Annotated in this window: 15 protein-coding genes; 1 reads left to right on the top strand and 14 read right to left on the bottom strand. The window is 31.4% G+C overall.

The window, feature by feature from the left end:
• Positions 1 to 328: 328 nt before the first annotated feature.
• The gene (locus ACKGJI_RS11470) at positions 329 to 802 is read left to right on the top strand and encodes an arsenate reductase ArsC (RefSeq protein WP_458700456.1); all 474 of its coding nucleotides are present in this window, start codon (positions 329 to 331) and stop codon (positions 800 to 802) included.
• Positions 803 to 900: 98 nt separating this feature from the next.
• Here the strand turns inward: ACKGJI_RS11470 and ACKGJI_RS11465 are convergent, their stop codons facing one another.
• The 14 genes from ACKGJI_RS11465 to nrfD form a co-directional block, all read right to left on the bottom strand.
• Positions 901 to 1,224: a thioredoxin family protein gene (locus ACKGJI_RS11465; RefSeq protein WP_458700455.1), complete on the bottom strand. Its 324-nt coding sequence runs from the start codon at positions 1,222 to 1,224 to the stop codon at positions 901 to 903.
• The gene (locus ACKGJI_RS11460) at positions 1,217 to 1,858 is read right to left on the bottom strand and encodes an HD-GYP domain-containing protein (protein WP_458700454.1); all 642 of its coding nucleotides are present in this window, start codon (positions 1,856 to 1,858) and stop codon (positions 1,217 to 1,219) included. The genes ACKGJI_RS11465 and ACKGJI_RS11460 overlap by 8 nt, the downstream gene beginning before the upstream one ends.
• A gap of 8 nt (positions 1,859 to 1,866) precedes the next feature.
• The gene (locus ACKGJI_RS11455; protein ID WP_458700453.1) at positions 1,867 to 2,616 is read right to left on the bottom strand and encodes a sulfite exporter TauE/SafE family protein; all 750 of its coding nucleotides are present in this window, start codon (positions 2,614 to 2,616) and stop codon (positions 1,867 to 1,869) included.
• Positions 2,617 to 2,625: 9 nt separating this feature from the next.
• Positions 2,626 to 2,988 (bottom strand): rhodanese-like domain-containing protein, encoded by a 363-nt coding sequence (locus ACKGJI_RS11450; RefSeq protein WP_458700452.1) that lies wholly within the window; start codon positions 2,986 to 2,988, stop codon positions 2,626 to 2,628.
• 2 nt (positions 2,989 to 2,990) lie between these two features.
• A complete protein-coding gene (locus tag ACKGJI_RS11445) occupies positions 2,991 to 3,392 on the bottom strand; it encodes a rhodanese-like domain-containing protein (RefSeq protein ID WP_458700451.1) in 402 nt (133 codons plus the stop codon).
• Between the two features lie 11 nt (positions 3,393 to 3,403).
• Complete coding sequence (locus tag ACKGJI_RS11440) at positions 3,404 to 4,306, bottom strand: cation diffusion facilitator family transporter (protein ID WP_458700450.1); 903 nt, start codon at positions 4,304 to 4,306, stop codon at positions 3,404 to 3,406.
• Positions 4,306 to 7,392, bottom strand: coding sequence for an efflux RND transporter permease subunit (locus tag ACKGJI_RS11435; RefSeq protein ID WP_458700449.1), 3,087 nt, complete (start codon positions 7,390 to 7,392; stop codon positions 4,306 to 4,308). The genes ACKGJI_RS11440 and ACKGJI_RS11435 overlap by 1 nt, the downstream gene beginning before the upstream one ends.
• A gap of 1 nt (position 7,393) precedes the next feature.
• Positions 7,394 to 8,476, bottom strand: a complete 1,083-nt coding sequence (locus tag ACKGJI_RS11430; protein ID WP_458700448.1) for an efflux RND transporter periplasmic adaptor subunit — start codon at positions 8,474 to 8,476, stop codon at positions 7,394 to 7,396.
• Positions 8,473 to 9,753, bottom strand: a complete 1,281-nt coding sequence (locus tag ACKGJI_RS11425) for a TolC family protein (protein WP_458700447.1) — start codon at positions 9,751 to 9,753, stop codon at positions 8,473 to 8,475. Before ACKGJI_RS11425 ends, ACKGJI_RS11430 begins: the two co-directional genes overlap by 4 nt.
• Positions 9,750 to 10,373, bottom strand: coding sequence for a TetR/AcrR family transcriptional regulator (locus tag ACKGJI_RS11420; RefSeq protein ID WP_458700446.1), 624 nt, complete (start codon positions 10,371 to 10,373; stop codon positions 9,750 to 9,752). Before ACKGJI_RS11420 ends, ACKGJI_RS11425 begins: the two co-directional genes overlap by 4 nt.
• A gap of 437 nt (positions 10,374 to 10,810) precedes the next feature.
• Entirely contained in the window at positions 10,811 to 11,074 is a 264-nt protein-coding gene (locus ACKGJI_RS11415) for a hypothetical protein (RefSeq protein ID WP_458700444.1), read from the bottom strand.
• Between the two features lies 1 nt (position 11,075).
• Complete coding sequence (locus tag ACKGJI_RS11410) at positions 11,076 to 11,351, bottom strand: hypothetical protein (RefSeq protein WP_458700442.1); 276 nt, start codon at positions 11,349 to 11,351, stop codon at positions 11,076 to 11,078.
• A gap of 55 nt (positions 11,352 to 11,406) precedes the next feature.
• Complete coding sequence (locus ACKGJI_RS11405; RefSeq protein ID WP_458700441.1) at positions 11,407 to 14,583, bottom strand: molybdopterin-dependent oxidoreductase; 3,177 nt, start codon at positions 14,581 to 14,583, stop codon at positions 11,407 to 11,409.
• On the bottom strand, positions 14,583 to 15,749 hold the full coding sequence (nrfD, locus tag ACKGJI_RS11400; RefSeq protein WP_458700440.1) for an NrfD/PsrC family molybdoenzyme membrane anchor subunit: 1,167 nt from the start codon (positions 15,747 to 15,749) through the stop codon (positions 14,583 to 14,585). Before nrfD ends, ACKGJI_RS11405 begins: the two co-directional genes overlap by 1 nt.
• Between the last annotated feature and the right edge of the window lie 7 nt (positions 15,750 to 15,756).

Below are 15,756 nucleotides of genomic sequence, written 5' to 3'. Positions count from 1 at the left end.
ACTTTCTTTTAATCTATTTTTATATATTTTAAAAGTATAACATTAAAATGATAATATTTCAAGATATCTAGATATATTGAAATAATTATGCTCTATACTTTCCTAAAATAAAAAATATATGACATCAAAGCTATGTAAATACTTTACAATGTAGCTTAGAAAAGATTTTAGTTTAACCAAAGCTATGATTCTAAAAGCATTTTACATGTAAAGATTGTAGGTATATTTTTTGAATTATAGAACTTTTAATAATTTGTATTGTTGAAAGATTTAGTTGATTATTTATTTGATTTTATAGAAAATAGAAAAATACACAAGGAGTAAAATTATGTTAAAAAAGGTATTGTTTGTATGTATTCATAATAATTCAAGAAGCCAAATGGCAGAGACTTTATTAAAAAAATATAGTGAAGATTTATTTCATGTAGAAAGTGCAGGATTTGAATTGGCACCTATAAACCCATTAGTGGTTAGAGTGCTAATGGAAGAGGAAAATATAGATATTTCTCATAATAGTTCTGATTTAGTATTTGGTTTTTTTAAACAAGGAAAACTTTTTAATTATGTTATTGCTGTATGCGATGAAGGTAATGCACAAAGATGTCCAATCTTCCCAGGTATAACTAATCGATTGCATTGGAGTTTCGAGGACCCTAGTTTATTTCAAGGAAGTGAAAAAGAAAAATATGAAAAGAAAAAAGAGGTTTATTTGCTAATAAAACAAGAAGTTTTAAAATTTATTGAGCTTATAAAAAAAGATACTTTAGATGAAAATTTTCCATCAAATTGGAAAGTTGGTTGAAATTTAAATTTTCAAAGTATTAAAAATAGCAAGAAGTTTGTAAATATTATGAGTGAATGAAGATAAATTATTTGGTAAATTCATATTGTAAAAAATACTTAGCGCTTAATTAAACCAAATTGTAATAAAGATAAAAATATTTTTTCTATTTCTTCAGCGCTAATCAATCCCTCTATTATAATGTCTCCACCAAGCATTACAGAGGGATCTTTTGCTATGCCTTTTTCGATCGCTTCTTTTGTATCGTATATATAGTGAACTTTTACTCTTATAGGAAGGTGTTTTATACTGCACATAATACGTTTAGAGATTTTTAAGCATTCTAATTTACTTCCATATATATACAATTTATACAATGGAAAATCTGTATTTTTTTCATTTAATATTTCATCTTTTTCCAATGCATGACAAAAGTTATCCAAAGATTTTCTCTCTTTTTTTAACCAATTTTTCTTTTAGTTCATCATGAGTATAATTTTTTGATATATTATAAAAACTATTACAAAGAGGTAAAAATTCTTTTATTAAATTTGGATCAAAATGAGAATTTGAATCTTTTTGTATGATTTGTTTCGCTTTTTCTAAAGAGAATTCTTTTTTGTATGGTCTATGAGCAATCAAAGCATCAAATACATCTATGACACTAAAGGCTCTTACATGTAGAGGAATTTCATCTCCTTTTAATCCGTCAGGATAGCCAGTGCCATCAAATTTTTCGTGATGATGAAGTATTACGTCTCTTGCATCATCAAACCATTTTATATCTTGAACTAACTCGGCTCCTAAAGTTGTGTGAGATTTCATGATTTCCCACTCACTTTTGTTTAATTTTCCGTTTTTTAGCAGTATGGCATCAGGAATTCCAATTTTACCTATATCATGAAGGAATGCTCCCTTCATAAGAGCTTGTAAAGTAGGCCTATTTAAGTTTAGTTTTTCACCGAATAAGCAAGATAGATAAGCCACTCTAGTATTGTGTTCACTAGTATCGTGGTCTTTAAGTGCTGCAATATGACCTAGTAGAAGGGCTATTTTTATATTATCTTGCTTTGTCATTTGTAATCCTATATCAAATTATACAACATTTTTGTTGCCATAATATATATCAATATAGCTATTACTTTTTTAGTTTGGTGAACACTTAGTTTAAAAACCATAATTTGGTTACCCAAAACTCCACCAAGAGCAGAAGCAACAGCGACTACGATTAATAAAATCCAGTCTATATGAATGAGATAAGAATATGCTATAAAAGCAGAAAGTGTCGAAAATGGTATCATAAAACTAACGGTAATTGCTGTTTTTTTAGCGTCATAACCCAAAAAAATCAATAAAGGTATTATGATAGCACCACCACCAATACCTAAAAGTCCAGATAAAAATCCGACAAATGATCCCATTAAAATCATTATAATTGGTCTGCTTTTGGTTTGACTTTCGCCTTCATTTTTTGCTTTTTTTCTTAGCATAAGAGTTGCACTGACATATAAAAACAGAGCAAAAGCTATTTTGAGGTAGTGTGTTTCTACTATGGTTGAGCAGTATGCTCCAATTGGAGCAAAACTTGTTGACATGATAACAAATGGAATAACTTCTTTTACATCTAAATCTTTTCTTTTAAGATTCATAATTGAAGCGCCGATAGTTGAACTTGTATTTGAAAATAGTCCTATTGCTTTTGCTAAATTAAAATCTACTCCCATAAAACTAAGAGTTGGTATCAGCGCAACGGCTGAGCCAACTCCTCCTATAGAAAAGATTGTTGAAACTATGAGCGCTACAAAAAAGTAGGCTATATACATTGTATCAAACATTTTTTACCTTTAAAACTCTATGTCTTTTGCTTTTCCACCCTTTAATCTCTCAGCTAAACCAAGTAAACCACCATTAAGTGTTTTTGCATTGAAACCTTTAAATCTTAAATACTCTTTTGCTATATTAGCTCTATAATCATTTGGACAAGCACAAACTATAAGTTTATCTTTTGGTAACTCTTCAAGTTTATCAGGAAGTGCGTTGTAAGGGATTTTTGTTGCAAAGCCAAAAGCCCAGACTTTAGTTTCAAAAGGCATTCTTATATCTAATAAAATTGCTTCTTTTTTGTTAAAACTTTCTATGAAATCCTCTATGTCCATTTTCATAGGTTTTACATCTTTTAAAGTTGTCTCTCTAACTATATTATCCATTATTATTTTCCTTTATTTTGTTTGTTTTTGATTTTTTGCATATAATCTCTTGCTTTATCACCTCTAAGTAACTCCACAATACCTAATAACCCATCAGTTAAATATCTACTTTTATACCCTTGAACTTTTAGATAAAGTCTAGCAATTTCTGCTCTATCGTAGTGTGGGCAAACACATACGATAGTTTTTGACTTGTCAAGTTCATTTAGCCTATTAGGCAACTCATTAAGTGGAATATTGGCTATAAATCCAACATTCCAAGCTTCATACTCTTCTTTAAATCTGATATCAATAATTTGAATTTCATCTCTTACATGTAATTCTAAAAGCTCCTCCTTTTTGATCTTCATATCAAGTCGTTCTTGATAATCAAAGTTTCTTAAGTAATCACTAAATTTATCCATGTTTCTTATCCTTATTTATAGATAAAATCTTTTTTGTCATTTTTATCATATTCTGCTTGAAAAGTGCAATGTTCTATACCAAAATTATCATGTAAATTTTTTGTAATATATTCTACTATTTTTGTTGATTTACTAAGTGGTAAATCTTCTACAAAATCCAAGTGGGCTTCAAGATGAATATGATGATCATCCAATCTCCAAATATGAAGATGATGAATGTTTTTTATCTCTTTTCTACTTTCCACAAATTGTCTTATATCCTCTATATTTACATTTTCTGGGCTACTTTGCATCAATACATTTATAGAATCTTTAATAATTCCAAAAGAGGCTTTTAGTAAGTATATTGCTATCAAAATAGTTACTACGCTATCTACCCAAAAGATATCAAAAAACTGCATTAAAATTCCACCTACAACGACAGCAACACTAGTCATAACATCAGTTAAAAGATGTAAATAAGCAGCTTTCATATTCATATTATCATGGCTATCATCTTTTATAAGTAATACACTAGCAGCATTTAAAACGATACTTAGCAATCCTAACCAAATTACAAGAGATGATTCTATTGGTTCAGGATGAATAAATTTAGTTATAGCCTCTATAATTAAAAATATAGCAATCCCGAATAAAACGGATGAGTTAAAAAGAGCTGCAATAATCTCAGCTCTTTTGTACCCAAAAGTTTTTTGCTCACTTTTTGGTTTACTTGATAATCTATTTGCCCACCATGCAATGATTAAAGCCAATACATCACTAAAATTATGCATAGCATCACTAAGCAGTGCCAAACTTCCAGACATAACACCACCAACAATTTGTGATAGTGTTATGATGATATTTAAAATAATAGTGATAAAAAGATTTTTGCCTTTTACCTCATGATGATGGTGATGATGGTGTTCTGCCATTACTTATCCTCTTTTATAAGTTTTTTATCATCTTTATCAAACATATAAGCATACATTGGCACGTAAATAAGTGTCAAAAGTGTACCAATCAAAAGCCCACCAATAGCAACATCTGCAAGTGGACTAAGTCGTTCAAGTCCTACAGCTTGCTCAAGTGCAATTGGAATCATACCTGCAATCGTACCAAATGCAGTCATCATAACAGGACGAAATCTCACTCTAACGCTCTCTAAGGCACTCTCAAATGCACCTTCTCCTTCGTTTCTATGCATTTGGTAAAAGTCTATCAATAAAACAGCATTTTTAATGATAATTCCAAATAACAATAAGATACCCAATAAACTAGGCATACAGCTTGGCTTATCAAACAAAAGCATTCCCCAAGAAGCTCCAATCATAGATAAAGGTAGAACCAATATCATAATAATTGCCATTCTTACAGATTTATATATAGCAATTAGAGTCATAAGTAAAACAATAACACCAAGTCCAATAGCTTTTATCATTCTTTGAAAGCTATCATTGATTTGAGCAATATCACCTTGTTGTGTTACTATGAAGCTGTCATCTTTTACACTTTTTAGAGCTTCTAGAGTATCATCAGTTAGGTGTGTAACTGGCCTTTTTGCTCTGTATCCATTCACATCTAATGAATAAAGCATTTTATCTCTTTCAATTTTCGCATAAGTAATATCTTTTTTAATCTCTGCTATTTGAGATAATGGAACTTCTCCAAATTTTGTTTGTATTGGTAAAAGTTTTAAAGTATTTAAGTTTTTAGAAAATTTTCCTTTTAAGTAAATTCTTACAAACTGAGTATTCATTGACTCTAAATTTGCGTTTAGTGAAGCAATTTGACCTTTTATAGGCAATTGCATTGCTACATTATATGGAGTTATACCATAGCTTAAAGCCTTGTTTTTGTCTATAGAAATCACATATTCACTAAAATCTTTGTCCCAACTAGTTGAAATAGATGTGAGTCCTTTTACACTTTTCATGGCATTTGCAACTTTTTGTGAATACTCACTCAAGCCTTCAACAACAGGCGATTGTATACGAGTATCAACAGTAGCTTTTATACTAGATAATGCAGTAGCACCAAAATCAAATACATCATTTCTTTTTAAACCCTCAAGATGAGAAAGTTTATCTCTTATGATGTCTTCTAATTGCCACATGTCTTTTTTTCTCTCAAATCTGTTGACTGCATTTATTGTTATAGTAGCTTCAGCGGGTAGATTTCCGCTACCAAGACTTAAAACTCCTGCTTCACTACCAAATGCAACTGAACTCTTTAGAGTCCAAGGTTGATCATGTAGCCATTTTAGAAATGGTTTTAATTTCTTCTCAGCACTATCTACAGTTTCATTAGCACTAAAAGCTATTTGAGCTTTTATAATACCAGTATCCATAGGTGGCATTGCATCTTTTCCTATAACTGGCATAACATTTTTCAAGCTAAATATCAAAAAAGCAATTACTCCAAAAGTCAGTATAATTCTTCTTAAAATTCTAAATCCACCATTTGAGAATTTTATAACACTTACATATGGAGATACTAAACGGCCTATACTTTTTTCGTATAGATAATCAAAAAACTTCTCAATTTTAGTTTTTTCTGAACCATTTTTATATAAAAACTCCAATAGCTTTGGTATAAATGTTACTGATAAAAAGAATGATACAAGCAAAGCAATAATTAGAGTAAAAATAAGCGGTTTAAATATCTTTTGAGGGAATCCTCCTACATACATTAGTGGAAAAACTATAGCAATTGTAGCAATAGTTCCAGCCCATATTGGAGCAACTACCTCTTTTGTACCTTTGGTGATAGATGTATTTAGGTCTTCTTTTAATTCTTTTAAATGTCTTTCTATATTTTCAAGTACAACTACAGCATTATCAGTAAGCATACCAAGAGCTAATATAATAGCAGTGTATATAACTATGTTTAATTCTCCTCCAGTTAGCCAAATAATTGCCATTGTTGAGAAAAATACCATAGGTATTGTAACACCAGCTGCTATAATTGCTCTAAAGTTTCCTAAAAAGAACATGATAACAATCAAAGTATAGATTATCGCATCTCTTAGGGCATCAAGCATATTTGAGTTAGCTTGTTCTATAAGATTTCTTTGGGTGTCACTTATCTCAAAATTTATATTTGGATATTTTTGTGCTAATTTTTTCATCTCAGCACGAGCAGCTTTACTTACATCTAAAACGCTTCCACCAGGAGCTCTTTGAATAGCTAGCGCGATAGAATCTTTACCATTCCCTAAGTAGCCACTTGTTCGTTTTTGATAGCTCCATTTTACATCAGCTACATCTTTTAATCTAACATTTGGTTTGATAAGTAAATTTTTTAAAGATAAGATATTATCTTTTTCATCATAAATGGTTACTGTATAAAAACTATCATCACTTTTTACAAAACCTACTGGTATATCCTTGTTTTGAGCCATGATAACTTTTGTTATAGTACCAAAATCAATACCATATTTTTTAGCTTTGAATGGATCAATTTCTACATTTATAGAGCTTTGGTAACCACCAAAAACTTCAACATTTCCTATATCTTTGTTTCCCAATAAATATGGCTTTATGAAACTATCTGCAATTTTTCTAATTTCTGATAGAGAAATATTTTTATTTTTTGGACTTAGTGATATTATATCAACCGGAAGTGTAAAATCCCCTGCTGTATAAATAGCAGGATTAACACCACTTGGAAGTTTGGCTTTTGCGATAGAAAGAGCATTTGCTACATCAACTGCTGCTGCATTTAAGCCCTTTTCATATCCAAATTCTGCTGCAACTATAGAAAAGTTTGCAACATTTACACTACTAACATCAGTTACAAGACCAAGTCTTGAAATTTCTTGTTCGATTGGTTTTGAAACTGTACTAGCAGCTACTTTTGCAGTAGCACCTGGAACTTTTGTAATAACCACTACTTTAGGTGGGTTTGCATCAGGGAATAAGTTTTTTGGTAGCGTAATAAGCGCTACAATTCCCATGATAAAAAACCCAGCAATCAAACTATAAAGTAGATAAGGTCTTTTATAGAAATATTCAAACATTTTATATTCCTTTTACACTAATACCACTAAGAAGTTTTAGCAATATATCTGGTTTAGCAACAACTAATTTGTCATTACTATCAACTCCAGTTACAACAACGCCTTGCTCTCCTGCTGATACAATATTTACCAATTTTGCACTAGCTTTGTTGCCATTTATCGTAAGTACATAACTTTTTCCATCTCTATTTAAAACAGTATCAATCGGCAATTTGTATCCCATATCATCATATACCACAACATCAACTTCTACTCTTTGATTAGCAGCTAAACTTTCATCAATATTTGCTAAGTACTCTAATAATCCATTAAAAGTTGTATTAAGAGGAGATAGTTTTACTTTTTTGCCGTTGTATATTAACTCTTTTGCTTTCACATCACTTGGGAGTCTTACTAAAAGATATGAGTTTGAATCTGCACTGATTGATACCAAAGGATGCCCAGGCATTGCTACATCACCAACATTTGCCATATTTGTAACTACACCACTAACAGGAGCTAATACTTTTGTATAAGAGAGCATATTTTTTATAGAGTTTTTATTTGCATTGAGCTCTTTTATTTTGTACTCAAGTGTTTTGATACCAGCTTTTAATGCTTCAATGTTTGTAGTTTCTTTATCAAATTGCTCTTTTGAAGCACCTCTGACTTTTAACAATTCTTCAGTTCTTTTATGAATTTTTAGTAAATTTTGAAGTGCAATATTTTTTGAATTTAGTTGAGATTTTAATGATTTCATATTTAGATTTAAAGCTTCTAATTTAATTTGAAAATCTTTATCGTCAAGTTTTACAATAACATCACCTTTTTTTACATTTTTACCACTTTTTACTATGTATTCAATCCTTGCAGGGATTTTTGAACTTATTTTTACATCATCATTGCTTTTTGTTGTTGCTAAAAATGGTAAAGTAAGCATAGTTTGAGATATTTTTGGCGTAAAAGTTTTTACAACAATCTCATATTCTTTTGCTGGTTTATTTTTAGCATCAGCTGCTTTTTTTGATTGGATAATTTTCATACCACCTATAACCATGCCACCCAATACTAACAATACTAGTATATATGTTATAAATTTTTTCATTTTACAATACTCCTTAAATCATTTCCATAAATTACGGCAAGTTTAGCTATGTTTTGCCAAATTTGAGACTTTATTTGATAGTAGTTAGAGTTTGCACTTAGCAGACCATCTTCATATCTCAAATAATCCTCCTCACTCATTCTTCCCTCTTTAGTTGCAACTTTTGCAAATTTTAAAAGGTCCTCTTTTTTTGCTATATTTTCTTTTGTAAGCTTTTCAGACTTTTTTAGCAAAGATAGCTCGTTGGCTAATCTTTTTGCTTCACTTTCTAGTTCTATTTTTGTTTTTTCCAATTTCATCTTATCTTTCATAAGAGCTATTTGCTTAAGCTGTATATCTGTATCGCTAGTTTTGTCGTATAGAGGTAAAGACAATCCTAGTTGATAATATCCATAACTTCTATGTACATCATCACCAGTATTCACAGCATCAGGTGCATAATTTTCACTCCAAAAAACATTTGCTCCTACTTTTGGATAATATCTTTTTGCTTTGCTTGCCTTTAAGTCACTTTTTGATGCATTTATGATTTCTTGCAGTGGTTTTAATGCAAAAATATGGTCTTTTTTTACTTGAGAAACTAGTTCCATTGGTGTATAGTTTGTTAAAGCAATATTAGTTAGACTTTGTATTTTTGAAATCAAAGATATTTTTTTGATATGAACATTGTTGATTGCTATTTCAAGTTGATTTAGCTTTTCATCTATTTTGTCTATCGCAATTCCTGGCATTCTTCCATTATCAACTGCAATTTGCATATCACTTTTTGTTTTTTCTATTGATTTTTTTGTTGCCTTTAGAGTTTGTTCAAGATGGTAAATGTATTCTAAACCAGCATTTGCTCCGAGTATAACAGCTTCATTTTTATAAAAATTTAGTCGCTTTTTTAGTTTAGCTCCCTTTGTCATATACTTTGCTTTTTCACTTAAGTCAGATAACTCTTTTACAAAAACTGGAACTGATATTTTTATGCCATATCTTCCTATAGTTTTTGCAAAAGGTAAATCTTTTCCTTGTGCAATAAGTTTTCCTGCTGTAAGAGGATCAACAGGGAGCAGATTTGTAGCGCTGTTGTAGTGCGTTATATTGGTAAATAAATCAACCTTTGGATAATAGTTTGATTCAACCTTTTTTATGGCTGTGTTTGCCATTTGTTCATTCATTTGGTCTAGTTTTGATGTCGGCTGTTTTTTTAGAGCATCAAAAAGCTCACTTATTGTAGTTGCTTGAGCACCCATTGCTAATAGCATAGATACCAATATTAACATCTTTTTCATTTTTCATCCTTTAGCATTTTTTTTATCTTTTTCATTATGTACTGTGCAATCTCATCTATATTACACGTAGAACAAGTATCAACACCACTTAATTCATGAGCTTTGATTCTTAGTGGTTTTGTAGTTATCATTAGATTTAATGTACCAATTACCATAAAGTATAAAATCATTGGAATTACATCACTAAAACAGCCTTTTTTTTCTCCTCTTTGCAAAATATCGCTGAAAAGCTCAAAAAGTTGTCTCATATTTGAAAAGAGTTGTTCAGGTACTACTGCCCCACTATCGCTTAACTCTTTTAAAAGCAGAGAAGGAAGATAGGGATGCTCACAAGCAAATGTTGCATAAGTTTTTATAAAACTTTCTAACTCTTTTATGGGTTTTGTTTCATTTTCATTCTCTTTTTTGATTGTTATATAAATCTCTTCTAGTACCTCTTTCATAACAGCTTCAAAAAGACCTTGTTTATTTTTGTAATAGTAAAAAATCATAGCTTTATTTAAATCACATATTGAGGCTAACTCATCCATAGAAGTTGCAGTAAAACCTTTTTTTGAAAATAAAACTTTTGCATTTGTGATAATTTTTTCTTTTGAAGCTTCAGCATCTCTTTTTTTCATATCAACTCCTTATTAACTAACTGATTAGTTAATTATAAAATTATTATTCTTTATTGTTACTTAATTTTATATATTATTACTCCACCAATAAATAAACCGAACTTTTGAGAGACTAAGAAAAGGTAAGATGTGAACTTAGCAATGTGAAAAGCTACCTGTAGGTAACTTGAACATTGATACGTTTGCAGATTGCCTTTTATTAGTCTCCCCAAAGGGTGTAGCACTTTCGTCCATTCTCTGCGTTAAATTTTTTCGAATTAGCTATGGCTAGTCCTTCAAAAATCTGCCTTGAGTATGAACGAAATTGCTACATCAAAAATTCGGCTTATTTATTGGTGGAGTAATAGTTAGATATGGAAATTTAGTTGTTTTAGCTATGTAGAACTTTTTAGGCGTTACTTTTTGCGATAAAAATCTTTTTGAAGTTACTGTATTGGTTATTTGCCAAAGATATTACCAATTTGTATTATTTGTTTGTCATTTAGTCTTGAAGCATAACTTTTCATTATGGAATCAGATATTTTAAATTCTCTAAGGGCTTTAATTATATCTTCTTTTTTCATATTTTTAACTACTTTTGATTTTCCTAAAGCCCTTTTTTCAAAATATTTGCCATGGCAATTTTGGCAAATTGAGATTGATGAACAAAATACATTTGTACTTAGTACTAAAAATACAACAATTTTATTCATACTTTTCAAATTAACATCCTCCTGTAGGCTCAAGATCATTTAAGTACTCACTGATACTAAAAATTTTTCCTTTTTTATTGATTATGACTTTATCTTTTCCGTATTCTGTTTGTATTATAACTCTAAATTTTACACTTCCTATTTTTTTTATTGATAAGAATTTAATATCCTCACCTTCGTATTGTTTTAAAATGGAGGATTTTATAGTTTGAGGTATTTTGATATCTGATGCGATAGTTAGAGAGATAATAAGAATAAAAGATAAAAATTTATTTATAAACTTCATAATAATATTCCTTTTTACCAAGAGGGTTTAATGCCCTCTTGGTATATTTTAATTATTAAACTTTTACTAATCCCACAAAAGAGTCGTAAAAGACCGCTGAACCACCTATCATATCTTCCAAACCTACATTTTTAAGGCCACTATCGACCGTTTGAGCAGCGTTTGTACAGATTCCACTTTCTCTGGCTTTTTCACCTTTTATAACTTTTCCATCGATCATAATATCACGTGCACAATATGCCCAGTGTCCAAAGCTCCAAGAAGCACTTATAACTCCTGGTCTTAAACCTTCAACAACTTTTACTTTAGCTACCATAGGTTTTTTACCAGCTGGACCTAAATCCCAAACTCCTTCAGGGTTATCAGCAGAAACTACTTTTGCTAAGTCCCCATCTTTAAAGCCTAATTCTAAGGCAGTTTGTGAATTTATATCAATAGTATTTTCAGGCATTATAGCTTGTAGCCAATAATCCACTGCTTGAGTTCTTGCTTGTCCACCTGTAATTGGCTTATATGTTATTGATTTTAATGGATAAGCTGTACTTTTTACAACTTCTTTGCCAGCATAATCAAATGTATGATTATATTGACTTATACCACTAAATCTTTTACCTGTATAAGAGTGTCTTGTTGTTGCTACTTTTTCACAGTAGAAATTAAACATTTTGCCAAATTTGTGCAATATCTTATCACTTTTTTCTACATTTTCAACATATTTAGAGAAGTCTTCTCCTCTTACACCACGATTTAGTAGATAAATAGTCTTTTTAAACCAATTCTTACCATTAGCATCTATACAAGCTTTTTCCCATCTATTGAAATCAAATGTTTCAGGTGCCATATGTCTTCTTGCTTTTTTGAATATTTCAATCTCTCTTGCATCTGCTTCAGGTAAGTCATCTCCATGATGATCTCCAGCTGCAATGTTAGCTGCCATTTTTAAATACCAATCTTCTGCTCTTTTTAAAGGCATACCTTTTCCAAAGCCATTGTCACCATATCCAGGGAGCTTAAGTTTTTCTGCAATCGCAAGTAGCATTGATTCAAAACCAAGATGTTGTTTTTCTCCAAATATAGTAGCTATGTCAGTTAAAGGCTCGATTGTTGGTTGTCTTACCTTTGACATTTTTGTTACCGCTGCTGGAGTAACATGAGGAGTTCCCCATCTTTCCCAAATTGCAAGATCAGGGAAAATATAATCAGCAAACATACTTGTTTCACCAATAGCTACATCATTTGCTATATACAAAGGAGTCTTTTTGAAATCTAATATAGTTTTCATAGACATTTGAGCTGCTGGATTTGATAGTAACGGTGTACCCATAATAGTCATCAAGATTTTAATACCATATGGATATGCATCATCCATTGATGGAATTGCTTCTTGATAAACATTTCCTGTATGAGGGAACCAAGGTCTTTTTGCTGGATAACCATTTTTTTGGAAGTAAGTACTATTTTCATAGTATGAACCTTCTCTTGTTATCTTATGTCCAAATGCCTTCATTTTTCCTTCAAAAGGATCTTTTTTAAGATTGAAAGGTCCTCCATGGCTTCCATCTTCGTGGTAGTGTCCACCACCTTTTATAAGTCCACCATTGTAATCGATGTTTCCAATTAGCATATTAAGATAGATTACAGCCATACCATTGTAGTATCCGTTTGTATGTTGTACCGGTCCTCTATACATTTCAGCTGCTGCTTGTCTTCCATACTTAGTGTATTCTTTTACAAGTTTTACTATATCATCTACACTTAATCCAGCTTCTTTAGCCCACTCATCCATCGATTTGCTCATAGCATAATCTTTAACCATTTGTAGTTCAGATTTTACTTTGATACCATTTAGTTCGCCAGAGAAAAACAGATCTCCAGTAACTGCATTTAGTTTGTCGTTTGCATTAACTGCTACTGGCTTACCATCTTTTGTAGTAACAAACTCATCGCTACTTCCTAGTCCGATATCACTTGCTCTAAGCTTTTTAGATGGACCTTCGCTATCATATTGTACTAAGTGAGTAGCACTAGTCCAGCTCTCTTCATTGCCTTTTTTTGCTGCTGCTTTATTTGCATTCATCAAAAACTTAGCATTGATTTTGTCGTGCTCAAACATCCATCTAATCATTGCATAGATTAATGCAGCATCACCACCAGGACGAACTGGTACCCATTGCCATGCTTTTGCAGCACTTTTTGAAAATCTAGGATCAACAACAGCTACTTTACAGCCTTCATTATTAACAGCATTTGTAACTAGGTTTGCCATGATTGGAGGTCCGAAGTTTGCTTCAACAAAGCCTGTACCAAAGAAAATCACAAATCTGGCATTTCTAAAATCTGGTTTCATATGTTCGCTTACAATTTTCCATTTTCCACCATCAAGATATTGGCTTGTTACTTGCTTGTACGCAATATGATGAGATTGCTCACAAACTGTAGTATGCTCCATAAAGTTATTACTACAGAATGCTCCTCTTTGCCATCTTTTTGCAAACTCTTTTCTACCATGCTCCATTCTTCCTGCAAGCATTAAAAATTGATTGTTTTTTGGTCCTAAGTCAGGCTGGTCTGGGTCTATTAGTGTATCTAGATGATCTTTGTACTTAGATTTAAAATCATCAAGGCTCATTTTACCTTTTCCCACATTCATAGCATCGCTTGCCATTGCTTTTGCAATACTTGCATCTTGAAGAGCTCTTAATTGACGAAAACCTTCTACTACTCTATTTTCTTCACCAGGAACATCAGCAAAAAGCTTACCGCCTTCTACTATCTCATCTATAGCTTTGTTAAAAGATATAACTTTCCACTTATTTTCACCTCTTTTACCAGCTCTTTTTAAAACTTTAGTTACGCGGTAAGGATCATACAGTGTTTGAATTCCTGCTTGACCTTTTGGACAAAGTCCAGCATCTATTTTAGCTGCTACATTGATATCCTCTGAAGTTTTTATTGGGCTATTCAAATTTTGAATAGAATATGGATTACCATCAATTTTTACAGCAACTCCATCTTCAATTTTAACTTTAATAGGACATGCAGTATGACATTGTAAACATACTGAATATATAACATTTTCTGGATCATTTAAAGGATAATCTATATGATCTCTTCCAAACCCTTTTGAGTTTATTGTGGACACTGCATTTGAACAAACAGCAGTTCCTCCAAGTAGTGCAGAAGTTTTTAAGAATCCTCTTCTGTCCATTTTACTTTTTATACTATTTTTCATTATTCCTCTCCTGCTGTTTGGTATATTGGCAACAATTTCTTACCTATCATAAAAACAGTCATTACAACAGCTACTATAAAGAAAAGTACTTGCCATTCCATCATCGATGGTAGATACTCAAATGTTAGTTTGCTATGTACCCAAGCTTCATCTATCCCGTTTATTTCAGGATGTAACATACCTGGAATTACGATATTTAGTCTTACTGCTAAGAAACTTCCAGCTATTAAAAGACCAGCTAGCGCGATTGCTCCTGGAGTTTTACCTTTTGTGATTAGTAAGAAACCAGGGATAATTACACCAATTAAAATATGAACAATCCAGAATGTATACCAGTATTGTCCAAAAAGTATTTCATTCCATAGTTCAGATTCAGCTGAGTGATAGAAAGTTCCAACATAGATTTCAGAGATTTCTAAAATTTCATCTAAAATTAAAAGTGCTAGAGTAGTTTTTCCTAAGAAAATCATCATTTTAACAAATTCTTCTTTGTTTAAATTTGGTCTCCAAATATATGCAACAGTTGCAAATAATGCTCCACCACTTAAGAAAGCTCCAGCTAAAAATACGATTGGTAACATTGGTCCATGCCAGAAAGGTTTTGCTGCAACATTAGCAAAAACTCCACCAACACCTCCGTGGAAAGCAAATGCTAAAGGAATACTCCAAATACCAAGTACGACTAAAATTCTTTTTATTTTCTTTTGTTGATCTCCATATACTTGCTCTTTTTTAATAGCAAAATAAAGTTCAACTACAAGTGTGATAAAGTAAGCTGTATATAAAACACCCATCCAACCCATCATTGAGTGAAGATTAGGATCAAGTAGTATGTTAAATGCTCTAAAGATATGTCCTAAGTCAAGTCCAACGGAGATCATTGCGCCAACTAGAGTTGCAATTGCAACTAAAAAAGCCATTTTCCCAACTTTTTTAACTTCTTTGATACCAAAAACATATGTCATTACTGAAATCATCAAGGCTCCAGCTGAAAGACCAATCAACCAAATATATGATGAAATCCAAAGTCCCCATGGAAAGTATGAACCATAAGCAGTATGCTGGTGTCCAAATGTAAATCTATCTACAATTCCTGGAGCTCCAAAAATGAAAAATCCAATTATTAAAAGCCAAACGAAAATATCGCCCATTTTTTCTCTTGTCATTTTATCC

This window comes from Sulfurospirillum sp. 1307 (genome assembly GCF_054408545.1).
This window is presented reverse-complemented; position numbering and strand designations above follow the sequence as displayed.